Here is a 25,400-nt window from a genome sequence, read left to right as displayed (position 1 = left end):
CCCGCTTGGCAACCGCCTACCGGAGATTAGGCGGCTCGCTTGGCCTGAGCGGCTGCCGCAAGCGTCGCCGCCATCCGCTCTTTCCAGTCGTCGCCTTCCTCGGCGAAGGCTGCGATGGTCTCGGGAGAGAGTTCGAGTGCAACGGCCTGCGATGTCAATTTGGCGAACATATCGGGGAACACGTCCCGGAACGGCCGCCCTTTGGCGAAATCCGCCTCGGTTAGTTCAGGGTTCTCGGGATCGTCGATATCGACGTCATCATAATGATCCGGGTTCAGCCAGTCGTCCTTGGGATCAGCCATATTGGATTACCTCGCGCCGATTAGCCTTTCTGAGGCTGATGATCCTCAACACGCCGCCTCTCGGCGTGACGATCAACACATGCAGCCTATCCAGCACCTTACCATAAATCTGGTACCGAGGCTCCTGATAGTCGTGACGCCTGTCCGGTATGACCGTGACGTGGTTCCAATCGATGCGACGCGCGACCTCCAGCGACAGCCCGTGCTTCAGCCTGTTGGCTGCATCCTTTTCAGGATCATATTCGAAAAGGCCGTCTTTCATTCGAACAGGTCGCCCGGCACGGGTCCGGCGGCGGGTTGCGTCGGCGCGCTGAGGCCCAGATGCGCATAGGCCTTGGCGCAGGCCATGCGGCCGCGCGGGGTGCGCATGATGAAGCCCTGTTGCAGCAGATAGGGTTCGATCACGTCCTCGACCGCGTCGCGCGCCTCGGCGATGGCGGCCGCCAGGGTGTCCATCCCGACCGGCCCGCCGCCATAGTTCTCGATCAACGCCTTCAGGAAGCGCCGGTCCAGGCTGTCCAGCCCGGCCTCGTCCACTTCCAGCCGCGCCAGGGCCCGCGCCGCCACCAGTTTCGAGATCGTCTCGGCCCCTTCCGCCGAGGCGAAATCCCGCACCCGGCGCAGCAGGCGCCCGGCGATGCGCGGGGTGCCGCGCGCCCGCGACGCGATCTCGCGCGCGCCCGCCTCGTCGATGGCTGCGCCCATCTTGCGCGCCGTGCCGCGCACCACCGCCGTCAGTTCGTCGGGGGTGTAGAACTCCAGTCGCAGCGGAATGCCGAACCGGTCGCGCAACGGCGTGGCCAGCAGGCCCGCCCGCGTCGTCGCCCCCACCAGCGTGAACGGCGCCAAGTCGATTCGCACCGAGCGCGCCGACGGCCCCTCGCCGATGATCAGGTCCAGCACATGATCCTCCATGGCCGGATACAGAATCTCCTCGACCTGGGGGCTCAAGCGGTGGATCTCGTCGATGAACAGGACGTCGCGCGGCTCAAGGTTGGTCAGGATCGCCGCCAGATCGCCCGCCTTGGCCAGGATCGGTCCCGAGGTCGCCCTGAACCCCACGCCCAGCTCGCGCGACACGATCTGCGCCAGCGTCGTCTTGCCCAGTCCCGGCGGTCCGAACAGCAGCACATGGTCCAGCGCCTCGGCCCGCCCGCGCGCCGCATCGATGAAGACTTTCAGATTGCCCTTGGCCTGCGACTGGCCGACGAATTCCGACAAGGTCTGCGGCCGCAGCGCGCGATCGAAGGCTTCGCCGGTCTCGGCCTCGGGGGAGATGACGCGGGTCATGGCTGGCCCGAGTGGCGAGTGGCTGTTGAGTGGCGAGTGGCGAGTGGCGAGTGAAGAGTGAAGAGTGAGCCGGGAAGTGAGCGCAGGGGTGAGCGGATCCGGAAGACCGCAGACGCGCCGCAGTTCACCTCTTGCTCACTAGCACTTCTCACGTCTCGCCACTCGCCACTCGCCACTCGCCACTCCCTTCCAATCACCGCCCCAACTCCTGCAGCGCCGCGCGGATCACCGCCGACAGCTCCGCCTCTTCGCCCAGACGGATCAACGCCTGATCCACGGCCCGGCGCGCATTGACCTCGGCGACGCCCAGTCCAAGCAGGGCCGACACGGCCTCGCCGGTGATGGACGAAACGGGCGGTGCGATCTCGACGTGCATGCCGGGTGCGACAGGCGCAAAGGTGGCGTCGCCCAAGGCCTTGCCCTTCAGCTCGGTCACGATCCGCAACGCCAGCTTGGGCCCCACGCCGTTGGCCCGCGCCACCGCCGCCTTGTCCTCGCGCGCCACCGCTGACGCCAGTTCGCCGGGCGGCAGAACGTCCAGCACCGCCAGCGCCGCCTTGGGCCCCACGCCCTGAATGGCCAGCAGGGTCGTGAAGGCCCGCCGCTCGTCGCGCGTCAGAAATCCATACAGGCGCGGCCCCGCATCTTCGCTCCACTGGGAATGGACATGCACCGTCGCCTCGTCGCCCGGCGCCGGCAGTCGCCCCAGCGTCCGCGCCCCGCACGACACGACATAGCCCACGCCCGCGCAGTCGATCAGGCATTCCGCCTCCCCGACCTCGGCCAGCACGCCTCTCAACCGCCCGATCACGCCGTCCCCCGGTGCATCGCTTCCAGCAGGGACCGCTTCCTGAGTTGCGCATGGGTGATCGCGACGGCCAGGGCGTCGGCCGCATCCGCCTTCACGTCGCCCGCGGTCGGCAGCAGCCGTTTGACCATGAAGGCGATCTGGCTCTTGTCGGCATGGCCTGCGCCCACCACCGCCTTCTTGATCAGGTTCGGCGAATATTCCGCCACCGTCAGACCCGCCTTGGCCGGCGCCAGCATCACCGCTGCCCGCGCATGACCCAGCTTCAGCGTCGAGGACGGGTTCACATTGACGAAGACCTCTTCCACCGCCGCCTCCTCGCAGCCGTGTTCGGCGCAGATCGTTGCCAGCGCCTCGAACAGATGCAGCAGCCGCTCGCTGAACGGCGCGGTCTCGGGCGGGGCCACCACCCCGTGCGCGATCCAGCGCAGGCGCGCGCCGTCCGAGGCGATCACCCCCCATCCGGTGCGTCGCAGACCGGGGTCCAGGCCGATGATACTGACAGGTTCGTTCGCCATCCGTTCCCCTCATGCCGCAAAGAGGGTTATCGGGCAATGAACGCTTTCAGTCGTCGCGCGGGTCCAGGCTGTAGGCGACCACGCCCGGTATGGCGCACAGCTGTTCCGCCAGCCGCTTCAGCTGGCTTTCCTCGGCAGCCTTCAAACGCCAAGTCCGTCGAACGGTCTGGCCATCGATCAGCTCGAACCGGTCGTGTCGCGCGTCCGCATCGATGGCTTTCAGCGCCGCCTCGATCGCCGGCTCCGGCGACGCCTCGCGCCTTTCCCAGCACACTTCGGCGTCCACCACCGTGCGCGCCGGCAAGCGCCCGCTGATCAGCTTCAGCACGATCAGGATCAGGGCCGTGACCACCGTCGCCGCCGCGCCCAGCGCATAGAGGCCCGCCCCGAACAGAATGCCGATCGCCGAAGTGATCCACAGCGACGCCGCCGTGGTCAGCCCATGGATCGAAAACCCGGTGCGGAAGATGACCCCGGCGCACAGGAAGCCGATCCCCGTCAGCACGCCGTGCGCCATCCGCGTCGGGTCTGTGACGATGTTCTCGTCGGGCAGGGCGCGGAACGCCCAATCCGCCTGCGACATGGCCGCCAGCATCAGCAGGGCCGACGCCAGGCTGACCAAGATATGCGTTCTCAGGCCCGCCGCCCGGCCTCGCCATTCGCGCTCGAAGCCGATGACCCCGCCCGCGATCACCGCGCCGAGGATCGGCAGGACGGCGCCTTCCAGACTACCCAGATTCATCCGCGCTCAACGATGCGCCGGGCGCTGATGTTCCTTGGACGGACGATGCTGCGACATCGTGGTCGCAGCGGCCGCCTCAGCCGTGCTTTTCGATATAGGTCTCGGGGTCCTTGTTCACCGGCTTGACGCCGGTGATGTGCTCGGCCTCGAAGGCGGCGAACTTGACCGCCAGCGCATGGCGCGTCTCGACGTCGGCGTTCATACGGAAATCGGTCAGCCCCTGCCGCTCTTCCTCACCCATGTGTTTGGAGTTGACGACGTTCGCCTCGCCCACGGCGTCGAACCAGGCCTTGGTCCCGACCTTGTGCTTTTCGACCGCCTTGACCGCGTCGCGCAGCTTGTTGTGGTCCTCGATGGCGTCCTCGGTCTCGCCCTCGACCGTGCCGTCCTCGGCGTCATTGGCGCCCTCGCCCTGCTTCAGCAGCTCGGGATAGAAGAACCGCTCCTCGGCCTCGGCGTGCACATCCAGGAACGCCGACAAACGCGACCAGACGGCGCTCAGCGCATCGGTGTCCTTGGGGTCGATCTGTTCGATGATCGCGAACAGTCGACGCTGTTCGGCATGGTCGTCGAGGATCAGCTGGGTGATGTCCATAGGGGGCTCCAGGCGTAACGGTGAAGCCTCGTTACGCCCGGCGCACGACCCGGTTCCGTGCGAACGACTCGCGTGGCCCGTCGCCTTGGCGAACAGCGGTCTGCGTGACATCCTCCGTCGGAAGCTGGTGGAAGAGAAATGCCGTATCGTCATGCCGCATGGGCCATGCTGCTGCTGGCGCCGGTCGTGCTGTTGGCCTTCTGGCCCGCCTATTTCGGCGTCTTGCCGTCCGCCTCCTTCGCCTTTCATGCCCACGGCATGACCGCGACGGTCTGGCTGGCCCTGATCGGCCTTCAAAGCTGGAGCGCGCACCGCGCGGATCGTCGGCTTCATCGCGCGGCGGGTCTGGCCGTGTTCGCCGTCGTGCCCCTGTTCGCCGGCGCGGCCGTTCTTGTGCTGCACAGTATGGCGACCAAGTTCGCGCTGAAGACCGATCCCTTCTACGCCGCCCTGGGCGCCCGTCTGGGATTGCATGACATCGTCTCGACCGTCGCCCTGGTCGGCTTCGTGTCTGTCGCCATGGCGCGACGCCGCAACATCGCCGTCCACGCGGCCTGCCTGCTCTCGACGGCGATCCTGGTGCTGCCGCCGGTGATCGCGCGCCTGCCGATCCCACGCTTCTTCCATTCGGGCGAACTGAGCGCCATCGCCGTGGCGCTTGCAGCCGCCTGGGTCGAACCCCGCGGGCGCTGGCCCTTCCTGATCGTCGCTGCGATCATGGTGGTCCATATCCTGCTGTTCGAGACCATCGGGGCCTCGACGGCCTGGGCGCGGATCGCGGTAGGCTTCAGCACGCTGCCCGTCGCCCCCTTCGCCCTCGCCGCGATGGCGGCGGCGCTGGCGGCGCTCGTTCTGGCGTGGAGACGCGTTCCGCCGCGTCGGTCGCCGGTTCGGCCGTCAAGGGCGACGGCCGAACCCGCCTGACGTCAGCCCGCGTACTTGGCCGCGTCCTCGTCGGAGATGTCCTCGTTGGAATAGACCGCCGACACGTCGTCCTCGGCGTCCAGCGCGTCCAGCAGCTTGAACAGCGTGCCGACGGCCTCGCCGGTCACCGGCACTTCGGACTGCGGCTTCCAGACGATGGCGGTGGACTTGGGATCGCCCAGCACCTTGGACATGGCCTCGGCCACGTCGTTCAGGTCTTCGAAGGCGGTCCAGATCGTGTGGCCCGGCGCGTCCTCATAGATATCGGGCTTGACCAGGTCGCTCTCGACGTCCTGGGCGCCGGCCTCGATGGCGGCCTCCATCACGGCGTCTTCCGAACCGGCCTCGGCGGCGTAGGTGATCTTGCCCACCTTGTCCCACATGAAGGCGACCGAGTTCATCTCGCTCAGCGCGCCGCCGTTCTTCTTGAAGGCCGCGCCGATGTTGGACGCCGCGCGATTGCGGTTGTCGGTCAAAGCTTCGACGATAATGCCCACGCCGCCCGGACCCCGGCCCTCGTAGCGGACCTCTTCCATCGTATCGACGTCGCCGCCCGAGGCCTTGTTGATCGCGCGCTGGATCACGTCCTTGGGCAGGCTTTCGGCCTTGGCGTTGTTGACCGCCAGGCGCAGGCGCGGGTTCGCGGCCGGATCGGGCAGGCCCGACTTGGCCGCCACGGTGATGTCGCGCGACAGCTTGGAGAACAGCTTGGAGCGCTGCGCATCGGCGCGCCCCTTGCGGTGCATGATGTTCTTGAATTTCGAGTGGCCGGCCATGGGATCGTCTTTGAGCGTTCTGAACCTGAGCGGGCGGTCCTAAACGAAGAGCGTCATCCTGTCACGATAGGCAGCGGGGGTGGAACCTCGACCGTTTGGGCGTATTGATCCGGGCGAGACAGACGGAGCGTAAAGTCATGACCGCCGACGACACCATCTATGAAGCCGAAGGCTATATGGACGAGGACCTGCACGAGGCCGACATCGTCGAGTGGTACGAAGCCCGCCCGGTCACCGTCCCCACCGCCGTCGCCGCCGGCGCCATCGTCACCGCCTTCACCCTGGGCGCCCTGACCGCCGTCGGCGCCCTGTTCCTGATCGGCCGTCTGGACGACTGATCCACACGACTAGGCGTCGGGCCGTTCGGGCGTCTGCGGGATACGGTCCGTCAGCAGTTTCAGCACCTTGGCGGTGATGGCCAGTTCCTCGTCGGTGACGCCGGCCAGCAGTCGGGTGCGATCCTCGCGCGCCAAACGATCGGAGGTGTTCAGCGCGTCCAGTCCCTTCGGCTCCAGCCGGATCAGGTTGGCGCGTCCGTCGCCGCAAAACGGATGGCGCGAAACAAGCCCCTCTTCGATCGACAGCTTGATGCGGCGTGACAGCGACGCCTCCGATATTCGCAGGATCGCCGCCAGCTCCGACTGCGTCAGCCCCTTGGGCTTGGACGCCAGAACATACAGGTGCGCGCGCTGCGCCGCCGTATAGCCTCGGCCGCGAAACAGCGCATTGGCCCGCGTGATCCACGCCCGGGCCACGAAGGCGATGCGCATGGACACGACCAGTTCCAGGCTTCCGCGCGGATCGTCCCCGGTCGTTGATGCATCCGCCTCCGTAAGGCTCAGATAGAAGGCGTCATCGAGATCGGCGGGGTCGGAAGACATTGGCATCACGGGAACAGGCGCTGGATTTCAGGCGAAAGGCGAAAGCCCCTACCCCGCGCGAAGATTCTCCACCACGCTTCTCAGCCGCGCCGGCAGCGGCTTGGGCCGGCGGGTTTCGGCGTCGACATAGACGTGGACGAAATGGCCGATGGCGGCGGGGACGTCGACGCTGCGCTTGAAGACCGCAAAGCCGTAGGTGACGCTGGAGGTGCCGATCGCATCGACCTTGATCCCGACCTCGATCACATCGGGGAACTTCAGCGACGAGGTGTAGCGACAGCCCGAATCCACCACTAGGCCGATCGATTCCGTCAGCGCATTGGCGATCAGCAGATGGGCGTTCACCGCCGAGTCGACGAACTCGTAGAATTTGGCGTTGTTGATATGGCCGTATTGATCGTTGTCGGCCCACCGGGTGGAGACCATGTGAAAGGCCTTGTAGGTCGCCCGTTGCGCCAGCGCGCCCTCGTCTCGTTTCGGCATCGTCGTCTCCCTCGGCGACGCGAACCGTCGCTCTCGATGACGACGCTCTAGCTTGGACGACGTTAGGTCAAGCGCCTATCGGTAGGTTGTTGATGACGAAGGCTTGACCACATGATCCTCACGACTCGCGCCGCCGTCCTGTCCAACAGGGGCGCCGCCCGCCCCTACGCCGATAGCCGCCCCCTGTCGGTCCAGGCCGTCACGCTGGACCCGCCCGGCCCCGGCGAGGTGCTGGTCGCGATCAAGGCGGCGGGCCTGTGCCACTCGGACCTGTCGGTCATCAACGGCGACCGCCCTCGTCCTCTGCCCATGGCCCTGGGGCACGAGGCGGCGGGCGTGGTCGAGGCCCTCGGGGACGGCGTGACCGATCTCGTCGTCGGCGATCACGTCGTCATGGTCTTCATGCCGTCGTGCGGTCATTGCAATCCGTGCGCCGGCGGTCGTCCCGCCCTGTGCGAACCCGGCGCCGCCGCCAACGGCCGGGGCGAGCTTCTGTCCGGCGCCCGGCGCATTTTCCGCCAGGGCGAGCCGGTCAACCACCACCTCGGCTGCTCCGCCTTCGCCGAGCGCGCCGTCGTCTCGCGCCGCTCCCTGGTCAAGATCGATCCCGACCTGTCGTTCGAGGAGGCGGCCCTGTTCGGCTGCGCCGTCCTGACCGGCGTCGGGGCCGTGGTGAACACCGCCCAGGTCCGCGCGGGTCAGAGCGTCGTCGTCATCGGCCTGGGCGGCGTGGGCCTGGCCAGCGTGCTGGGCGCCCTGGCCAGCGGCGCCTCCCCCGTCGTCGCCGTCGACCTGTCCGAGGACAAGCTGGCCCTGGCCCGTACCCTCGGCGCGGTCGAAACCGTCAACGCCGCCGACCCCGATGCGGTCGATCAGGTCCGCGCCCTGACGAACGGCGGCGCCGACTTCGCCTTCGAAATGGCCGGTTCGGTCCGGGCGCTGGAGGCGGCGTGGAAGATGACCCGGCGCGGCGGAACCACCGTCACCGCCGGCCTGCCGCCGCCCGACGCGGCCTTCGCCGTCAACGTCGTCTCCCTCGTCGGCGAAGAGCGCACGCTGAAGGGTTCCTACATCGGCACCTGCGTCCCCAGCCGCGACATCCCCCGCTACGTCGCCCTCTACCGCCAGGGCCGCCTGCCCGTCGATCGCCTGATGAGCGGCGTCATCGCTCTGGACGACATCAACGCCGGCTTCGACCGCCTCCACGCCGGCGAGGTGGTGCGGCTGATCGTACGACCGTGACGAGACGCGGGCCTGTTCACAAACCCGGCGCTGATCGTCATTCCGGGGCCGAGCAGAGCGAGGAACCCGGAACCCAGGTCAGCATCTGCGGTGCCTGCCGCGTCAGCCACCGGAAACAGTCCCCTGGGTTCCGGGTTCGTCCTTCGGACGCCCCGGAATGACGCAGTTCAGCGGACCTGGAGCGGCGTCTCAGTTCGTCGCCGGCTTCGGCGGGGCGTTCTTCACATATTGGTCCAGCCAGCGGGTCATCTCCCACAGGGTGTGACCCACCGATTCCCGCGCGCGGTATCCGTGCGCCTCCAGCGGCAGGGTGACGTAACGCGCGGTCGCGCCCAGCCCCTTCAGCGCCGCATAGAACCGCTCGGACTGCACCGGGAAGGTGCCCGAGTTGTCGTCCGCCTCGCCGTGGATCAGCAGGATCGGCTCGTTCAGCTTGTTCGCATAGGTGAAGGGCGACATCTCGGTATAGACCTCGGTCGCCTCCCAATAGTTGCGCTGCTCCGACTGGAAGCCGAACGGCGTCAGGGTGCGGTTATAGGCCCCCGAGCGCGCGATCCCGGTGCGGAACAGATCGCTGTGCGCCAGCAGGTTCGCCGTCATGAAGGCGCCGTAGCTGTGGCCGCCGACCGCGATCCGGTCGCGATCCGCCACCCCCATCGCCACCACCGCATCCACGGCGGCCTGGGCGTCGGCGGTCAGCTGCTCGACATAGGTGTCGTTCGGCTCGGCCCCGTCCTTGCCGATGATGGGCATGGAGGGGTTGTCGAAGATCGCATAGCCCTGGGTCAGCAGGAACAGATGGCTGGACCCGCCCGGCCGCACGAAGCGGTTCTGCACGTCCACCGTCTGGCCCGCCACCGCCGCGTCGGTGAACTCGGCCGGATAGGCCCACATCAGCATCGGCAGCGGCCCGTCGCGGTCCTTGTCGTAACCGGCCGGCAGATACAGCGTCCCCGACAGCTTGACCCCGTCGGCCCGCTCATAGGTCACCAGTTGCCGCGTCGCCTCGGCCAGCTGCGGCGCCGGATCGGGGAAGTTGGTCAGCCGCGTCGTCTGGCCCGTCGTCAGATCGCGGATTTGCAGGTTGGGCGGATCCAGCCGCGTCTCGCGCTGCGTCACCACCCGCTTGCCGTCCGCGTCCAGGAAACCGACCACCGCCTCGTAATCCGTATTGGCCGAGGTCCACAGCCGTTCGCTGCGTCCCGTCGCCGGATCCATCGCGGCCAGGAACGGGAACTCGCCCTGCGGCGTCGCCCCCGCGCCCGACATCAGGATGCGCCCCTGCGGATCGAAGCGGATCACCGAGCGCCCTTGAGCATTCGGCTGGGTCACCGGCTGACCCGGATTGTCGTAGCGCGCCTGATAGTTCCGCTCCAGCAACACCCGGCCCTCGCCGGGGTTGGACGGATCGACCACGAAGCGCGTCTCGTGCCGGGTGTTGAACCAGCGGCTGTTGACGATGGCCAGGTCGTCCCGGCCCCACACGATCCCGCCATACCGTTCCTTCAAATCGATCAGCTTGACCGGCTCGCTCGTGAACGGCGCGGCCTGCATGAAGACCCGGTCCCGGAACTCGGCCTCACGCCGAATGTCCCCGCCGTCCAGCGCCTCGACCCAGGTCAGGGTCGCCGGCGCATCGGCGCGCCAGCCGACCGAACGCGGCCCCGGCGCCACGGCGTCGAAGGCGGTCGGCACGTCGTCCCGCAGCGGCAGGTCGGCGACCGTGCGCACCACACGACCGTTCAGATCCGTCACCACAATCTCGGTCGGGAACAGGTCGTCCGGCACCGCATAGGAATAGGGCCGCTTGGCGATCTCATGCAGGATGTATTGGCCGTCCGGCGACACCGACGCATCCAGATAGACCGCCGGCGCGCCGATCGTCCGTGCACGGCCGTTCAGCGGAACCAGCGTCAGCTGGCTGGTGAAATAATGGTCGAACAGGGCCTCGTCGCCGGGGTTCGACAACAGGTCCTGATAGGTCCGCACCGGCGCGACCCGCCCGGCCGTCTCCTCGATGTTCGGCCCCGTGGGCGCCGCCGTCACGTCCGGCGCCGGACCACGCCCGGCCGGGACCGCCTCGACCAGCAGGCCCGAACTGTCGGGCAGCCACTCATAACCCGTCCCGCCCGTCATATTGACCACCGGATCGGTCAGCTTACGCGCCCGCGCCGTGGCCACATCCACCACCCACAGCTCCAGCCCCGTCGGCCGGTCCAGCACGAAGGCCAGCGACTTGGCGTCCGGCGAGAACCGCGGCGCCGTGAATCGCGCGCCGTCGGGCAGGGCCACGACGCGAGGTTGCCCGCCGTCCACCGCCTGCAGGCTCAGCCCCGTCAGCCACGCCACCCGGCTTTCGGCCGCGCCGTTGTTCCTGGGATTGATCCGCGTCCCCGCCAGCCGCAGCATCGGCTCGGCCAGGGCCTTGATGCTGGGCAGGTTGGACCGATCCATCAGCACCAGCGTCCGCCGATCCGGGCTCAGCATCGACGACGGCGTCGGCTTGGCGTCCAGGATGTCCGCGATCGGCGCCGGCGGCTGCTGATAAACCATCGGTCCCGCAGCCGGCCCCGCGTTCTGGGCCAACGCCGCACCCGCCACGCCGCTCAGCAGCACCGCCGCCAGAACCAGCCCAACCCCACGTCCACGCATCATCATCGTCTGAAGTCCCCACAAAACCCGTGGGCTAGACCTAACCCCGCCTGCGCGCCAGCGCCAACCCGTTTTGGGTCAGGCGGTCATTAGGTCGCTGGCGGCATCAGACGACGATTTCCCCGAACGCCGGTTCAATCCCTCGCGTCGTTTCCAACCGCAGAACATAGTCGCCGGGCCTGAGCATCATGGTCCCCCGCGCCTGGCCCGCCTCCAGCAGAAAGTGATCTGCCGGGATGACCATGCCTTCCTGCATATGCAGCGCTTGCACCAGGGCCGGGCCTTCAAAAGCCGGGATCGAGACCTCGACCGCCTTTCGCAGGGGGTCAGCCGCAAGCCAGCCCGGCCGTCCAGCCACGCGCTCCAGTCTCGGATGAAAGACGCTCAGGTCCACTCGACCTTCGAAATCGCTGTTGGCGAAGGCGATCCCGTTGCGCGACACAACGATAGGCGCGGTCGGCTGGAAGCGCTTCAAGACAGCGGCGACATGCGGCGCATCGGCTTGCGGCCGCGTTGCAGGCCAGTTCCAGGACTGCTCGATCGTCAGGGGATCGATGCCGGTCAGCGCCTTCAGCCGAGCGGCGAACCACAGGCCCCCGCGCCCTTCAAGCTCCATGGCATGACTATAGCCGCACAAGACGAAGATTCGCGCATCCGGTCGGTCTTTCAGCACGGTCTCGACCAAATTTTTGGCCTGCGCCGCTTCTCGCGCGGCGATCTGCTCATCTCCTGACACCGTCGCCGGCGGCCTTTGGTCCCAGCGCCATTCGTAGTCCGCGAATGTGTAACCGAGCGCCGCCGCCTCCCTTACGGCCTCCGCATAGACCGGGTCGGCGATGTAGTATCCGAAACCGGAATGGAAGGGATCGCCGCGCCTGTATCTGCGTATCGTGGGCGCCGCCTCTTGCTGCGGCTGAACGAAGGTCTCGGCGGCGAAGGTGTCGAAACCCAGCGGTCTCAACGCCCGCATGACGCGCGTCGCGAAACCGCGATGGCCCGATATGTTGTGCGCCTCGTTGAGTATGACGATCTGCCTGGCTGTCGCGGCTTCGACGATGGCGTACAGGGCATCGCGGCTCTCGGCATCCGACAGGTCTGGCAGTTCGGCGTCGGCCGGCCGATCCTCTTCATCGCCGCCGATCGCCGTCGCCTCGTCGCCAAGAAAGGCGGCATACTGCGCCAGGAAGCCTCCCGCCGCCGGACGGCCTGCGGCCGCCTGCGCCTTCAGCTCGAGGTACTGCGGCAGATACCGCCCTTCGACCATGAACTGCTGCTCGGCGCTCAATGGCGTCTGCGACCAAGCAGGTCGCACAGCCAGCGCGCCCGTCGCAACGGCCGCCAGCCCTAATCCTCGTCGTGTCAGCATTCGCCCCTCCATTTCCTTTAAATCGCAGGTTGTGCTTGGCGGAAATATGGCGAGCTGTCGCCGCGCCGAAGGTTTGCGTGTGAACGGTGCCTCTTTCGGCCTTGTTGCGCATCGACTCGATTTCGACTGCCACAAGAAAATCGTAGCGGCCTGCGGCGTCTTCGGAGTTTCCGCTCTCGGCGCCTTTGCCTAGGAACGACAGGCATGTCCGTTCGGCGCCATTCCATGTCTCTAAATCTCGACCGTCTCACCGCCCAGGAACAGGACCTGCTGCGTCTTCTGGCTCAGGGTCACACCGCCAAGACCATCGCCAATCTGACGGGCCTGTCGGTCAATAGCGTCAACGAAAGGCTCCGATCGGCACGGCGTAAAACCGGCGCAGTCAGCAGCCGCGAGTTGGCGCGCCGTCTCGCCGATCAAGCTCCACAGCCGCCACAAGAAATTCGGCCCAAACTATTCGGTGTTGGCCGCCAGACGCCCGAGCGGCACTGGTCGGGCTCGTATCGAGCAGCGACCGGCAAGGTCAGTTTGTGGAAAACAGCGATGGCGTTCGGAGTAATTTTTGCGGCCGCATTGGCGGGCCTCGTCACCAGCAGGTTTCAATATCCGGCTGTCTCATCCTCTCAACCCACATCACCGCTAGGGTCGGCCGCGCATAGCTCTGGAGGGGAGGAATGGAGAGGATTCTTTAGCCCTAACGTCCCGGCCGTCGCCTTCCTGGTTCCCAATCCGTCCAAACCGTACAGTGCGACCCCGCAGGTCATGCTAGTCTGCAAAGGCCTATCCATGACCGCCATCGTGCGGGGATTTTCACCCCGCGATGCATGGCCCCAACCTGAAATGGACCTGCGGGTCGGCGACGGGGTGGTCAGAACAGGCTCACCTCGGGTGAAAGGCGATGCTGACGATCCCGCCCTTGAATACGCATTTTCGATCGCAGACGAGATTTTGGAGCCCTTGGCGCAGGGCGCATCCATCGCCTTCACCTTTGATGGCCAGACCATTTCAGCGCCGACAATTTCCGAACCCTGGCGCAGCCGTTTCGTGAAGGCGTGCGGTAATCTGGTTCATCCCGGCATGCGCCGACGCGGCGCCGTCAGCGCCCGCGTCTATTGAGCGTTGAGCAGCGCCTCGACCTGATCGCGCTCCGGCGCCGAGGGTTGCGCGCCCGGGCGGGTCGCGGCGAAGGCTCCGGCGGCGCAGGCGAAGCGAAGGGCCTCGGCCGGGTCCATGCCTTCCAGCAAAGCCACCATGATGGCGGCGACGAAGGCGTCGCCTGCGCCCGTCGCATCGACCGCCTCGACGGCGGGCGGGGTCGCCCAGGCCATCTCGACGCCGCGCTGATACATGGCCGCGCCTCGCGCGCCCTTGGTCACCACCACTCGACCGCCGCCCCGATGCAGACCGTCGCCGTAGAAGGCCGCCTCGGTCTCGTTGACGACGATCAGGTCGGCGCGGCGCAGCAGCAGTTCCGACACCGGCGCGGCGGGCGCCAGATTGGCGCAGACGAAGCCGGTCGCCCGGCCCACCGCCGCCTCGACCGTCTCGATCGGCAGCTCCAGCTGTACAATAAGCGCCCCCTCGATCCGCTGGGGCAGCTGTTCGGGCGTGACCATGTGGTTGGCGCCGGCCGCGACCACGATCTGGTTCTCGCCGGTCGGATCGACGGCGATCAGGGCGACGCCCGTCGGGGCCGCCACATCCACCTCCACCCCCGCCAGATCGACGCCCAGATCCTCCATCAGGGCCAGGGCCTCGCCGGCCATGGCGTCGTTGCCGACCCGGCCGATCAGACAGACCTCGGCCCCCAGCTTCTCGGCCGCCAGCGCCTGGTTGGCGCCCTTGCCGCCGGGATGCCGCGCCAGGGTCGCCCCGGTCACCGTCTCGCCCGGCGCCGGCAGTTGGGGCGCGGTGGCCACCAGATCCAGGTTGATCGAACCGACGACGGTGATCCTCATGCGCCGGCCTCCAGCGCCTCAGCCTCCAGAGCTTGGGCCTTCAGCTTGGCGACGATCAGATCGAACACCCCTTGCGCGTCCGCCGCGACCGCCCAGCGATGCCGCGCCGTCGCCGGATCGATCCGGAACTCCACCGCCGTATGCCCGCGCGTCAGGTCCGAACCCGTCTCCACCTCGATCCGGCAGGGCTTGGTTTCGAACAGATCAGGCTGGATCAGCCAGGCGATGGGACACGGGTCATGCAAGGGGGCTGCATCCCAGCCCACGATCTCGCGCTCCACCCGCTGCGAGAACCGCAGCGTCGACGCCGCCGCCCGCGCGGCCTCGCTGTCGATGGCCTCTATCGCCGCGATCCGGGCCTCGGTCGCGCGCACCTGATGGGTCGCGTCCAGGCCGAAGGCGACCACCTGACACCCCGATCCGAACACCACCGCCGCCGCATCGGGATCGGCCCAGATGTTGAACTCGGCCGATGCGGTGACATTGCCGCCTTCCGACCGCGCCCCGCCCATCACGACCACCGGCCCCAGCCGTTCGGCCAGCCGCCGCTCGCGCCGCATCGCCAGCGCCAGATTGGTCATCGGCCCCAGAACGGCGATGGCGACTGAACCTTCGGGCCGGCTCATCACCAGATCGACGATGGCGTTGGCGGCCGGTCCGTCGCCGACGATCCCCGTCGGTTCGAACGGCTCCAGATCGCCCAGACCCTCGACCCCGTGAAACTCGCTCGCCCCCGCCGGCGGACGTTTCAGCGGCCGCTCCGCCCCGCCGAACACCGGCACCTCCTCGCGCCCGGCGATCTGGCGGATGATGCGCGCATTGCGCTGGGTCTTGGCGGCGGGGACATTGCCCCCGACCGTGGTGACGGCCAGCAGCTCCAGCTCGGGCGCGGCGAAGGCCAGAAACAGCGCCACAGCGTCGTCCACGCCGGGGTCGCAATCGATGATCAGGGACTGAATAGACACAGCTCATGACTAGGCAGGCGGGCCGCGCGGAGCAAGCCGCAACCGCGCCTCAGACCCGACACGCCGTCACGCACGCCTGGGCCAACACCTCGGCCGAATCCGTAAGGGGGACCGGCGCATCTTCGGCCCTCAACAGCAGCGGCACCTCCGTGCAGCCGGCGATCAGCCCGTGTGCGCCCGCGTCCGCCAGGGTCTGAGCCAGCCGCGACATCCCCGCCCGCGCCGCCTCGCCGACATCGCCGCGCTTGACCCCATAGACCAGCGCCATGAAGGCCTCGCGGTCAGCGCCCTCCAGCAGCACCGTCTCGATACCGCGCGCCGCCAGCGCCTGCGTGTAAAGCCGCTCGCCCCCCGGCGTCGCCAGCACGCCGATCCGCTTCACTCCAGAGGCCGCCGCCGCATCCGCCGTCGCCGCGATCATGTCGATGAAGCCCAGGCCCTTCGCCTCGCACGCCGCGCGGATGGCTCCCGCCTGGGCATGGGCGGTGTTGCAGGGCATGGCGATCACCTCGGCCCCCGCCGCCACCAGCCCCTCGGCCATCTGCCCCAGCACCACCTCGGCCTCGCCCGGCCGCGTGTTGCGATCGGGCACCTGGGGGTTCAGGTCCATCACCACCCGGATGTGATCGGCGTCGCCCTCGGCCGGCGTCAGCGCCTGCACCCGCGCCAGAAACGCCACCGTCGCCGCCGGTCCCATGCCGCCGATCACGCCCAGGATCTTGCTCATCGCATCACGCCCCATCCCACGACCGCCGCGGCGGCCAGAACTGCCGGCACGGCGTAGCGGCTCTTCCAGGCCCACGCCACCGCCAGGGCGACCGCAAAGATCGCCACGGCCGCCCCCATCGACGGCGCCCGCTGCAAGGTCGCCCAGCCCAGCTCCACGCTGGTCGCGGCGATGATCCCAACGACGGCGGCGGCCACCCCGGCCAGACCGTCGTGCAGCCGCCGGTCCTCGACCACCGCCTCCAGCCGCTCATAGAAGATCATCGAAAAGGCGAAGGCCGGTGCGAACACTCCGGCCGTCATCGCCAGCGCCCCGCCCCAGCCCGCGACCACAAAGCCGACGAAGGTGCAAAAGATCACCAGCGGCGCCGGGATCACGCCCGCAAAGGCGATCCCGTCCAGAAACGTCCCATCGTCGATCAGCCCGCGCCCCACCGTATCGGCGCGCACATAGGGAATGGCGGCATAGGCGCCGCCGAACGTCAGCAGCCCCGCCTTCAGCCCCGTCCAGAACATCGCGACCCAGCCGCCGTCGCCGCCCTGCCCCGCCGTCTGTCCAAACACCGGCCCGCCGTCCCCTAGCCCGTGCATCGCCAAGGCTGCGAGGACCGCCAGCGCCACGACCCCGACGGCCAGGCCGACCCGCCCGGCCCGGACCAGCAGATAGGCCGCCCCGCCCGCCGCCAGCACGATCCAGAACGCCGCCCCGGCCAGGGTCGCCGCAAAGCCGACGACGGCGACGGCCCACAGCCAGCGATCCTCCAGAATATGCGATCCGATCTTGCAGACGGCGCGCACGATCACCGCCACCACCGCCGCCTGAACCCCCAGAAACGCCCCGGCCAGCAGGCCCACGACCGGCGACAGCGCCACATAGGCCCAGCCGATCCCCAGCATCAGGATCAGCCCCGGCAGCATGAACCCCAGCCCCGCCAGCAGGCCGCCGATCCGCCCCCGCGCCCGCATGCCCATGTGCACGCACAGCTCGTGCGCCTCCGGCCCCGGCAGGACCTGCAACACCGCCAGCAGCCGGTTGAAGCGCGCGCTGGACATCCACCGATCCTGATCGACCAGTTCGCGCCGGATCATCGCGATCTGCGCCACCGGCCCGCCGAAAGCCAGCAGCCCGAACCGCAAGAACCGCACAAACACCGCCGCCAAAGACAGCGCCGGCGGGACAGGTTCGATCTCGCGCACCGTCACCCGCCGCCCCCGTCTTCACCGCCTCGAGCCCTAGCGATCCGATAGGGCCCCGCACGCAACGCCAGCGGCCGTCCCTTCCAGCTCAGTCGCACAGCGCCCTCGTCCACCAAGGCGTCCACTGCGGCGTGAACGTCAGGCATCGCCTCGCGCCAGGCGCCGTCTTCGCCCGCAACCGCCCGCGCGACCTCGCTGGGGCAGACGGTGGCGTCCTCGGCCCGCGCGGCCAGCAGCGCCAGCGTCGCCTCGCGCGCGTCCATGACGGACGGCGCGCCTACAGCGCCCCTTCGATCTCGGTCTGATAGCCGAACAGCCCCTGCGCTCCGCCAGTGTGCAGGAACACCACCGTCTCACCCTTGAACCGGCCGGCGCGCGCCAGGGCGATCAGCCCCTTCATCGCCTTGCCGGAATAGACCGGGTCCAGCACGATCCCGTCCAGACGCGCGGCCAGGGTCAGGGCGTCGATCACCCCCTGGTCGATCAGGCCGTAGCCCTCGCCGACATAGTCGCAGTCGGCGACCACCATCTCGCGCGTCACCCGGCCCGGCTGGCCCAGCAGGGCGGCCGTCTCTTCGGCCAATTTGAAGACGTTCGCCTCCTGCCTGTCCTTGGGCGCCCGCACACCGATGCCCAGCACGGGAATGTCCGCCCCCATGACCGCCAGTCCGGCGACCAGGCCCGCATGGGTGCCCGCGCTGCCCGTCGCCGTCACGATGCGGTGCACCTCCAGATCCATCTCGTCGGCCTGGACCACGATCTCGCGCGCGCAATCGACATAGCCCAGCGCCCCGACCGGGTTCGATCCGCCGCCGGGGATGACATAGGGCTTGCCGCCCCGCGCCCGCACCTCGGCCGCCGTCTTCTCCAGCTCGGCGACCATGTCCGTCCCGCCCGGCACGGTGCGCAGGGTCGCGCCGAACAGCCTGTCCAGCAGCACGTTGCCGTTGCCGACATAGTCCGTCGCCCTGGACCCCGTCCGCTCTTCCAGAATGATCTCGCAGGCCAGACCGTGGGCCGCCGCCGCCGCCGCCGTCTGGCGCACATGGTTCGACTGCACCGCCCCTTGCGTCACCAGGGTGTCGGCGTCCTGTTCGAACGCCGCGCCCAGCAGGAACTCCAGCTTGCGGGTCTTGTTGCCGCCGCCGGCCAGGCCGGTGCAGTCGTCGCGCTTGATCCACAGATCCAGACCCAACTCTTCCGACAACCGAGGCAGCGGCTCCAGCGGCGTCGGCAGATGGGCCAGGCGGATGCGGGCGAAACGGGCGAGATGCATGGGACGGTTTCCTGTTCGCCGTCTTGATAGCCCGCGCCCGTGACATTCAAAAGCGCCAGCCCAGCCCACCGGCCCAGGCCGCCCGCCCCTTCGCCCCGCCCTCGGCCTCAGCCAGGCGCGCCGGCCTCGGCCACCCGCGTCGGCGCGACGAAGGCGGCGTCGCACAGGGCCTGGGCGAAGGCGTGGGACGTGACCGCCTGCCGGTCCATCAGGGCGTCCAGCACCCCGGCCCCCGCATCCACGGTCACGACCAGCGGATAACGCCCGACCACCTGACCGCCCTGGGCCGGATCGCGCAATTCGGCGGTCGCCCGCATCCGGTGTTCGGCGCGATCGCCGGCCAGAATGGCCAGGCGCGGCGCCCGGCTCAGCGCCTCGACATGGATGCTCAGGTTCAGCCGATGCCGGCCGCCGGCGCACAGCCCCATTTCGTTCAGCACCTCGTCGTTGAAGGTGTCGGCGAAGTCGTCCTCGGCATCCAGCCAGCCGGTCGTGGTCGTGACGCTGCCGATCCGTGCCTGTTCGGCCATGACGGGCGACAGGGCCATCGGCTCGCCGCCGACCTCCACCGAGGCGCAGGCCGTCAATCCCGCGCACGCCATGACCGCCAGGATGGCGGTCGTCTTGATCTGTTTCATCGTCCCCTCTCCCTCGATGACGCGACTAAGCTTGGCTGCGAATGAACGCCGCCTGAACGCCGTTCGACAAGCGGCCCGGAGCCAAAGCCGATGTCCAAGCGTTGCCGCCGCATGACCGCCGCCGCGCCGCCCTTGGATCTGCAACGCGAGCGCGCCTATGTCCGCGATCTGGGCCGCGCCTTCGCCGGCGCCCTGGTGTTCAACATCCCGCTTTTGATGACGATGGAGATGTGGGCGCAGGGCGTGATCATGGACCGCTGGCGGCTGCTGACCTTCATTGTCGCCGGCCTGCCGCTGCTTTACGGCCTGGCCTATTACGCCGGCTTCTCCAAGCGACGCGGGCCGGTCAACGATGCGCTGGACACCGCCGTGGCCTTGGCGGTCGGCTTCATCACCGCCTCGGTGCTGCTGATCCTGTTCGGCGTCGTCGAATGGGACGCGCCGCCGCGCGAGGGCCTGGGCATGGTCGCGCTTCAGGCCATTCCCGGCGCCATGGGCGCGCTTTTGGCCCGGCGTCAGCTCAGCGGGGATGGCGGAGGCGACACGGATGAGGATCAGGCCTCCTATTTCGGCGAACTGTTCCTGATGGCGGCCGGCGCCCTGTTCTTCGCCCTGAACGTGGCCCCGACCGAGGAGATGATCTTGATCGCCTACAAGGCGACGCCCGCCCACATCCTGGCCCTGATCGCCGTGTCCATCCTCCTGCTGCACCTGATCGTCTTCAAGGCGGGCTTCGCCGGTCAGGAAGAGGCCGATCATCCGATCAAGGCCTTCCTGCATTTCACCCTGCCCGGCTACGCCATCGCCCTGGCCGTCAGCCTGTTCACCCTGTTCCTGTTCGGCCGCACCGACGGCCATGCCGTCGCCGGCGTGGTCCAGACCATGGTCGTCCTGGGCTTCCCCGCCGCCATCGGCGCCGCCGCCGCCCGTCTGTTGGTCTGACCCATGCCCACAAGGAAGAAGCCCGCCGCAACGACCCGCCCTCTGTTGCAATGGGGCATGGCCTTGCTCGGCGCCGTCATCACCCTGACCGCCATCGGCATCGTAGTGTGGGAGGCGCTCCAGCCCACGGCCCCGCCCGCGCTCAGCGCTCGCATCGTCGCCGTAGACGTCACGGCCGCAGGTCAGGTCGCGACTGTCCGGGTCCAGAACGACGGCGACGACACCGCCGCCGCCGTGGATATCGAAGGGGTGCTGGGCGACCAGACGGCGACCGCCAGCCTGGACTACGTCCCCGGCCACGGCCACGCCAAGGCCTACCTCCGCTTCGACGCCGATCCGCGCGCAGCGGCCGTCTCGGTCAAGGGCTGGTCGGCGCCCTAGGGGGCGTTCAGGCCGCCTGGGCCAGCACTGCGTCCTGCATCCGCTCGACCGTCTGCTGGGGCGCGCCGGCGCCGTCCACCGTGGCCCGAAGCGTCTCCTCCAGCGCCGGAGTCACGCGCACGCTGGCCATGGCCCAGCCGGAAAAGCCGCGCGCCGGGATCGGCTTGCGCTCGATCACCACCACCTCGTCATGGCGCGGATCGCCCGCCAGCCGCGTCATCAGCCGGTCCAGATCCTGCGCGGCGCCCTCCAGCACCTGCAGGAACCGTCCGTCGTGGATCAGCAGCGCCCCGGTCAGCTCGTCGCGCGCATTGTTCCGCTGCGACGTGGCCAGGATGTCCACCTGCATCAGCAAGCTGTCCGAATTGCCCCGCGCGCGGCTGGTGTAGAGGACGCGTTCCAGGTTCAGGCTCATATCCTCGTTTCACTCCGCCGACGCCGGCGCCCGGCCCAGGCGTTGCGCATAGCCCAATAAATCCGCCGCGCCTACAACGACTTATGTGTGGCGCCGGACAACTCGACATCCGTCGCGACGCGGGTTAGCCTGCATGCGTTCTCCGGGGGGTCGCAATCGAGCGGCTGAGATTGAGGTTTCTCCTCTGACCCGTCGAACCTGATCCGGGTCATGCCGGCGAAGGGATGAGTAACGCTATCGGTCCTGACGTCACAGGACCCCTCGCGCCCGACGTCGGCGGACCTCAAACCGTTTGAGGCCGCCATGAACATCCAAGTCACGCCCCCCGCCCTGCCCGAAGAGCCAAACATCGAGCTCGCCCTCAAGGACGCGCGCGAACAGGTGATGAAGGAGACCGGGACCATCCCGACCGGCGAACGGGCGGGCAGCCGCAAGGTCTATGTCGCCGGCGAACTCTATCCCGACATCCGAGTCCCCTTCCGCGAGGTCGCCGTCCACCCCTCGGCCAACGAGCCGCCGGTGACCATCTATGACTCTTCGGGCCCCTACACCGACCCGACCGTGACCATCGACATCAAGCGCGGCCTGCCCCACGTCAAATCCAGCTGGCAACTGGACCGCGGCGACATCGCCCCGGTCGCCAATCCGCGCGAGGTCAAACCCGAGGACAACGGCCACGCGTCCGGCCGCCACCTGGCCCCGCGCTTCGACACCTCCAACCACTGCGTCTTCAAGGGCGTCGAGGGTCGCCCGGTCACCCAGTACGAATACGCAAAAGCCGGCGTCATCACCCCCGAGATGGAATATGTCGCCATCCGCGAGAACCTGCGCCGCGAGCAGAACAGCCCCTGCATCCGCGACGGCGAGGATTTCGGCGCCGCCATCCCCGACTTCGTCACGCCCGAGTTCGTGCGGCAAGAGATCGCGCGCGGCCGCGCCATCATCCCGCACAACATCAACCACCCCGAGGTCGAGCCGATGATCATCGGCCGCAACTTCCTGGTGAAGATCAACGCCAACATCGGCAACTCGGCGGTCCTCAGCTCCGTCGACGACGAGGTCGACAAGCTGGTCTGGGCCACCCGCTGGGGCGCCGACAACGTCATGGACCTGTCGACGGGCCGCAACATCCACAACATCCGCGACTGGATCATCAGGAACTCCAGCGTCCCCATCGGCACCGTCCCCATCTATCAAGCGCTGGAGAAGGTGGGCGGCGTCGCCGAGGACCTGACGTGGGAGGTGTTCCGCGACACCCTGATCGAACAGGCCGAACAGGGCGTGGACTATTTCACCATCCACGCGGGCGTGCGCCTGCCCTTCGTGCCGATGACGGCCAAGCGGGTGACGGGCATCGTCAGCCGCGGCGGCTCCATCATGGCCAAATGGTGCCTGGCCCACCACAAGGAGAGCTTCCTCTACGAGCATTTCGAGGACATCTGCGACATCATGCGCGCCTATGATGTCAGCTTCAGCCTGGGCGACGGCCTGCGCCCCGGCTCCATCGCCGACGCCAATGACGAGGCCCAGTTCGCCGAGCTGCGCACCCTGGGCGAACTGACCAAGATCGCCTGGGCCAAGGGCTGCCAGGTCATGATCGAGGGCCCCGGCCACGTGCCGATGCACAAGATCAAACAGAATATGGACGAGCAGCTGAAGCACTGCCACGAGGCGCCCTTCTATACGCTTGGCCCGCTCACCACCGACATCGCGCCGGGCTATGACCACATCACATCCGCGATCGGCGCGGCCATGATCGGCTGGTTCGGCACGGCCATGCTCTGCTACGTCACGCCCAAGGAGCATCTGGGCCTGCCCGATCGTCAGGACGTCAAGGACGGCGTCATCACCTACAAGATCGCCGCCCACGCCGCCGACCTGGCCAAGGGCCACCCCGCCGCCCGCCTGCACGACGACGCCCTGTCACGCGCCCGGTTCGAGTTCCGCTGGGAGGATCAGTTCAACCTGGGCCTGGACCCCGAAACCGCCCGCAAATACCACGACGCCACCCTGCCCAAGGAGGCCCACAAGACCGCCCACTTCTGCTCCATGTGCGGTCCCAAGTTCTGCTCGATGAAGATCAGCCAGGACATCCGCGACGCCGCCGCCGCCCAGAACGACGCCGGCGCCTCCCTGTCGGAAGCCGAAGCCGGCATGGCGGAGATGAGCGCGAAGTTCCGGGCTGGGGGTGGGGTGGTGGAGGTGAAGGTGTGAGCTGGGCAAAGCTTGACTAAGCTAATCCGTTCGCGCTCTGGTTGCTCATTGATAGCTTGATGGCATGACATGACAGCGAACCCAACGATTCAGCCATTCATCAGCTACGGCTTGCTTCCCGAAAACCTTCCACCTGTCATTTCATCGACTGGCCTATGGCAGCACTTTAGCGCCTACAACGGCGCATACATTCTAAACCAGAAGTGCGTCGGTTGGCTTTCCCCTTATGATGCTAGCAAGCGAGGAAATCAGCGCCGGGGTTTTGCGCTATCGCATCCAGCTTTTGTGTATGAGCAAGCGGCTTTCTTAGAAAAAAACTGGAACGACATCGTCCCGCTCTTTAGCCGCTCCCCAGGCAGTCAGTCGATACCAAGCTTCCCGACATCGGGGCCACGAGCCACAAGGATTACGCCTCACTCAGAACTACCTGCAATCCGCCTTCGAAAGCTATCGCGGTACAAGTTTTGTCTAGTCGCTGATGTGTCGCGGTGCTTTCCGTCGATATACACGCACAGCATACCGTGGGCGGTTCACGGAAAAGATGCGTCGAAATCTGATACAAAATCGCAATCGGCTACAGTATTCGCAAATCGTCTCGACGCCGCTTTCCGACAAGCACAAGATCGTCAGACAATGGGACTGCCTATCGGGCCTGATACATCCCGGGTCACATCGGAAATAGTACTTAGCGCTGTGGATGAACTATTTCTAAAAAATAACAGCGCGTCAAAATCGGCCTACGTTCGACACGTCGATGACTATTGGATTGGAGCAAATTCTGTAGAAGATGCCGAAGACCAACTAAGACGCCTTCGCCGTGCACTTAACGCGTATGAGCTCGATATCAATGAGCTAAAAACAAAGATTGTTAGATGTGACGCTGTGTTAGGGCAGAAATGGCCAGTTGAAATCGTTCGGGAAATCGACCGGGTTTTGGTTCCATATCCGCACGCCAATACTGACATAGTTTCTACTTTTGGAGGAATACTAGAGCTAGCTAATTCCGCTGAAGACGAAGGTATCATTCGTCATGTCATCAAAAAGGTCGATGAGCGTAAATCCTGGGATGTCCAATGGAAGGTCTTGGAACATTTCCTAGCTCAGTGTGCGGTACAATTTCCACATAGCCTCGATTACGTTGCTCGGGTCATTGCATGGCGCATCAGGTCAGATATGGACGTCGATCGACCGCTATGGATCGATATTTTTAGACGATCAATCGTCCGAGCAAGCGGATTGGGGCGTGACTCGGAAGTGCTCTGGAGTTTGTGGGCTTTGAAAGAGCTAAAGTCGCGCTTGCCGAAGATCCTGAGTGAATCGATCATTCAGAACAACAACGCGCTTACCTTAGCATTCTTAGCGCATATGTTTGCGAACGGACTTACCAGCGACAAGACGATTGGCCAGTCGCTTTGGGATCGTGTAGAGGGCAACACTTTCAGCGGACCCTATTGGCCGCTCAGCTTGGAACTCATGCACCTCGATGTAGCCAACGCAAATGCATCGGTAGTCACCGGCGCTGAGGCTGCTATCCGAGCTCTCCATGATAAAAAGCTATCTCTCTTCCACTGGTCGGCTGGGCCCGCCGTTTTCTCAAAATCGGGCAAGTCGAAGAGAGCTATCGAGGCATATACTTCAGACTACGATGACGTAGATGACAGCGAGTATGTACCCGTTGACATTTGGGTCGATGATGAAATCAGCTTCTGATTGGGGCAACTCTCCATGCCCACCCTCGTCCTCCTCGCCGGACCGAACGGGGCCGGCAAGACCACCTTCATCAACCGCTTCCTGCGTCAGCGGGCGGAGGCGTTTCGGTTCGTGAACCCGGACGAGGTCGCGCGGGGTCTGGCGGGGGAAGGCGCGGCGCGCGATCTGGCGGCGGGGCGGCTGGTGCTGGAGCGGCTGGACGCCCTGTTCGTCGAGCGGGCCGACGTGGTGCTGGAGACGACCCTGGCCACCCGCTCCCACGCCCCGCGCATTCGCCGGTTCAAGGCCGCCGGATACCGGGTCGAACTGATCTATCTGCGCCCGCCCTCGGCCGACTTCTCGGTCATGCGGGTGGCGCGGCGGGTCGCCCAGGGCGGTGACGTGCCCCTGAGAATTTCC

General features: G+C 67.0%; 29 protein-coding genes and 1 riboswitch. Of the genes, 9 read left to right on the top strand and 20 right to left on the bottom strand.

The features are described 5' to 3' along the window. Positions 1-26: 26 nt before the first annotated feature. The 7 genes from VH88_RS01575 to VH88_RS01545 all read right to left on the bottom strand — a co-directional run bounded on the left by VH88_RS01575 (position 27) and on the right by VH88_RS01545 (position 4,255). Positions 27-302 carry a BrnA antitoxin family protein gene (locus VH88_RS01575; protein ID WP_052689450.1) on the bottom strand — a complete coding sequence of 92 codons (276 nt, stop codon included), beginning with the start codon at positions 300-302 and terminating at the stop codon, positions 27-29. Further along, a complete protein-coding gene (locus VH88_RS01570; protein ID WP_045809698.1) occupies positions 295-564 on the bottom strand; it encodes a BrnT family toxin in 270 nt (89 codons plus the stop codon). The genes VH88_RS01575 and VH88_RS01570 overlap by 8 nt, the downstream gene beginning before the upstream one ends. Then, positions 561-1,592, bottom strand: a complete 1,032-nt coding sequence (ruvB, locus tag VH88_RS01565) for a Holliday junction branch migration DNA helicase RuvB (RefSeq protein WP_045809697.1) — start codon at positions 1,590-1,592, stop codon at positions 561-563. The genes VH88_RS01570 and ruvB overlap by 4 nt, the downstream gene beginning before the upstream one ends. 193 nt (positions 1,593-1,785) lie before the next feature. Then, the gene (gene ruvA / locus VH88_RS01560; protein ID WP_045809696.1) at positions 1,786-2,403 is read right to left on the bottom strand and encodes a Holliday junction branch migration protein RuvA; all 618 of its coding nucleotides are present in this window, start codon (positions 2,401-2,403) and stop codon (positions 1,786-1,788) included. Beyond that, complete coding sequence (gene ruvC, locus VH88_RS01555) at positions 2,400-2,918, bottom strand: crossover junction endodeoxyribonuclease RuvC (RefSeq protein WP_045809695.1); 519 nt, start codon at positions 2,916-2,918, stop codon at positions 2,400-2,402. Before ruvC ends, ruvA begins: the two co-directional genes overlap by 4 nt. Positions 2,919-2,964: 46 nt before the next feature. Further along, a complete protein-coding gene (locus tag VH88_RS01550; protein ID WP_045809694.1) occupies positions 2,965-3,660 on the bottom strand; it encodes an MgtC/SapB family protein in 696 nt (231 codons plus the stop codon). 76 nt (positions 3,661-3,736) lie between these two features. After that, positions 3,737-4,255 carry a hemerythrin domain-containing protein gene (locus VH88_RS01545; RefSeq protein WP_017506442.1) on the bottom strand — a complete coding sequence of 173 codons (519 nt, stop codon included), beginning with the start codon at positions 4,253-4,255 and terminating at the stop codon, positions 3,737-3,739. A gap of 138 nt (positions 4,256-4,393) precedes the next feature. Here VH88_RS01545 and VH88_RS01540 point away from each other — a divergent pair, with 138 nt between their 5' ends. Beyond that, positions 4,394-5,179, top strand: a complete 786-nt coding sequence (locus VH88_RS01540; protein ID WP_045809693.1) for a hypothetical protein — start codon at positions 4,394-4,396, stop codon at positions 5,177-5,179. Positions 5,180-5,181: 2 nt separating this feature from the next. Here VH88_RS01540 and VH88_RS01535 read toward each other — a convergent pair whose 3' ends face one another. Next, the gene (locus tag VH88_RS01535; RefSeq protein ID WP_045809692.1) at positions 5,182-5,955 is read right to left on the bottom strand and encodes a YebC/PmpR family DNA-binding transcriptional regulator; all 774 of its coding nucleotides are present in this window, start codon (positions 5,953-5,955) and stop codon (positions 5,182-5,184) included. A 137-nt stretch (positions 5,956-6,092) separates the two neighbouring features. Between VH88_RS01535 and VH88_RS01530 the strand changes: the two genes are divergently transcribed. Beyond that, positions 6,093-6,293: a hypothetical protein gene (locus tag VH88_RS01530; protein WP_039246185.1), complete on the top strand. Its 201-nt coding sequence runs from the start codon at positions 6,093-6,095 to the stop codon at positions 6,291-6,293. A 9-nt stretch (positions 6,294-6,302) separates the two neighbouring features. Here the strand turns inward: VH88_RS01530 and VH88_RS01525 are convergent, their stop codons facing one another. Continuing rightward, complete coding sequence (locus tag VH88_RS01525) at positions 6,303-6,836, bottom strand: MarR family winged helix-turn-helix transcriptional regulator (protein ID WP_045809691.1); 534 nt, start codon at positions 6,834-6,836, stop codon at positions 6,303-6,305. Between the two features lie 48 nt (positions 6,837-6,884). Further along, positions 6,885-7,319 carry a thioesterase family protein gene (locus VH88_RS01520; protein WP_017506452.1) on the bottom strand — a complete coding sequence of 145 codons (435 nt, stop codon included), beginning with the start codon at positions 7,317-7,319 and terminating at the stop codon, positions 6,885-6,887. 111 nt (positions 7,320-7,430) lie between these two features. Here VH88_RS01520 and VH88_RS01515 point away from each other — a divergent pair, with 111 nt between their 5' ends. Beyond that, a complete protein-coding gene (locus VH88_RS01515; protein WP_045809690.1) occupies positions 7,431-8,561 on the top strand; it encodes a zinc-dependent alcohol dehydrogenase family protein in 1,131 nt (376 codons plus the stop codon). A gap of 189 nt (positions 8,562-8,750) precedes the next feature. Here the strand turns inward: VH88_RS01515 and VH88_RS01510 are convergent, their stop codons facing one another. Both VH88_RS01510 and VH88_RS01505 read right to left on the bottom strand, forming a co-directional pair. Further along, on the bottom strand, positions 8,751-11,219 hold the full coding sequence (locus VH88_RS01510) for a prolyl oligopeptidase family serine peptidase (RefSeq protein ID WP_082064332.1): 2,469 nt from the start codon (positions 11,217-11,219) through the stop codon (positions 8,751-8,753). A 100-nt stretch (positions 11,220-11,319) separates the two neighbouring features. Further along, on the bottom strand, positions 11,320-12,579 hold the full coding sequence (locus tag VH88_RS01505; RefSeq protein WP_045809688.1) for a hypothetical protein: 1,260 nt from the start codon (positions 12,577-12,579) through the stop codon (positions 11,320-11,322). Between the two features lie 204 nt (positions 12,580-12,783). Here VH88_RS01505 and VH88_RS15520 point away from each other — a divergent pair, with 204 nt between their 5' ends. Beyond that, on the top strand, positions 12,784-13,695 hold the full coding sequence (locus VH88_RS15520; RefSeq protein WP_231576548.1) for a helix-turn-helix transcriptional regulator: 912 nt from the start codon (positions 12,784-12,786) through the stop codon (positions 13,693-13,695). Here VH88_RS15520 and VH88_RS01490 read toward each other — a convergent pair. The 7 genes from VH88_RS01490 to VH88_RS01460 all read right to left on the bottom strand — a co-directional run bounded on the left by VH88_RS01490 (position 13,689) and on the right by VH88_RS01460 (position 19,339). Beyond that, entirely contained in the window at positions 13,689-14,537 is an 849-nt protein-coding gene (locus tag VH88_RS01490) for a ribokinase (RefSeq protein ID WP_045809685.1), read from the bottom strand. The two genes, VH88_RS15520 and VH88_RS01490, sit on opposite strands and share 7 nt — an antisense overlap. Further along, on the bottom strand, positions 14,534-15,502 hold the full coding sequence (locus VH88_RS01485) for a nucleoside hydrolase (protein ID WP_045809684.1): 969 nt from the start codon (positions 15,500-15,502) through the stop codon (positions 14,534-14,536). Before VH88_RS01485 ends, VH88_RS01490 begins: the two co-directional genes overlap by 4 nt. Positions 15,503-15,551: 49 nt before the next feature. Then, a complete protein-coding gene (locus VH88_RS01480; RefSeq protein ID WP_045809683.1) occupies positions 15,552-16,229 on the bottom strand; it encodes an aspartate/glutamate racemase family protein in 678 nt (225 codons plus the stop codon). Next, entirely contained in the window at positions 16,226-17,425 is a 1,200-nt protein-coding gene (gene chrA, locus VH88_RS01475) for a chromate efflux transporter (RefSeq protein ID WP_156146724.1), read from the bottom strand. The genes VH88_RS01480 and chrA overlap by 4 nt, the downstream gene beginning before the upstream one ends. A gap of 2 nt (positions 17,426-17,427) precedes the next feature. Beyond that, positions 17,428-17,688 carry a DUF3253 domain-containing protein gene (locus VH88_RS01470; RefSeq protein WP_045809682.1) on the bottom strand — a complete coding sequence of 87 codons (261 nt, stop codon included), beginning with the start codon at positions 17,686-17,688 and terminating at the stop codon, positions 17,428-17,430. 14 nt (positions 17,689-17,702) lie between these two features. Beyond that, positions 17,703-18,701 (bottom strand): D-cysteine desulfhydrase, encoded by a 999-nt coding sequence (locus tag VH88_RS01465; protein WP_045809681.1) that lies wholly within the window; start codon positions 18,699-18,701, stop codon positions 17,703-17,705. 107 nt (positions 18,702-18,808) lie between these two features. Next, the gene (locus tag VH88_RS01460; protein ID WP_052689449.1) at positions 18,809-19,339 is read right to left on the bottom strand and encodes a hypothetical protein; all 531 of its coding nucleotides are present in this window, start codon (positions 19,337-19,339) and stop codon (positions 18,809-18,811) included. Positions 19,340-19,429: 90 nt separating this feature from the next. Here VH88_RS01460 and VH88_RS01455 point away from each other — a divergent pair, with 90 nt between their 5' ends. After that, positions 19,430-20,281 carry a TIGR02587 family membrane protein gene (locus VH88_RS01455; protein ID WP_231576547.1) on the top strand — a complete coding sequence of 284 codons (852 nt, stop codon included), beginning with the start codon at positions 19,430-19,432 and terminating at the stop codon, positions 20,279-20,281. A 3-nt stretch (positions 20,282-20,284) separates the two neighbouring features. Next, complete coding sequence (locus VH88_RS01450; protein ID WP_045809680.1) at positions 20,285-20,662, top strand: hypothetical protein; 378 nt, start codon at positions 20,285-20,287, stop codon at positions 20,660-20,662. Positions 20,663-20,669: 7 nt separating this feature from the next. Here VH88_RS01450 and VH88_RS01445 read toward each other — a convergent pair whose 3' ends face one another. After that, a complete protein-coding gene (locus VH88_RS01445) occupies positions 20,670-21,077 on the bottom strand; it encodes a BLUF domain-containing protein (RefSeq protein ID WP_045809679.1) in 408 nt (135 codons plus the stop codon). A 133-nt stretch (positions 21,078-21,210) separates the two neighbouring features. After that, a riboswitch (TPP riboswitch) is annotated at positions 21,211-21,320 on the top strand. 141 nt (positions 21,321-21,461) lie between these two features. Between VH88_RS01445 and thiC the strand changes: the two genes are divergently transcribed. The 3 genes from thiC to VH88_RS01425 all read left to right on the top strand — a co-directional run. Next, a complete protein-coding gene (gene thiC, locus VH88_RS01435; RefSeq protein WP_082064346.1) occupies positions 21,462-23,291 on the top strand; it encodes a phosphomethylpyrimidine synthase ThiC in 1,830 nt (609 codons plus the stop codon). A 69-nt stretch (positions 23,292-23,360) separates the two neighbouring features. Further along, positions 23,361-25,001 (top strand): RNA-directed DNA polymerase, encoded by a 1,641-nt coding sequence (locus tag VH88_RS15515; protein ID WP_082064330.1) that lies wholly within the window; start codon positions 23,361-23,363, stop codon positions 24,999-25,001. A 15-nt stretch (positions 25,002-25,016) separates the two neighbouring features. Then, a partial coding sequence (locus VH88_RS01425) for a zeta toxin family protein (protein WP_045809675.1) occupies positions 25,017-25,400 on the top strand: 384 nt, incomplete at its 3' end.

It is taken from the genome of Brevundimonas sp. KM4 (assembly GCF_000964075.1).
In the GTDB taxonomy this organism is placed as follows: Bacteria; Pseudomonadota; Alphaproteobacteria; order Caulobacterales; family Caulobacteraceae; genus Brevundimonas; species Brevundimonas huaxiensis.
The sequence above is the reverse complement of the archived record's forward strand: the minus strand, read 5'-3'. Positions and strand labels throughout refer to the sequence as shown.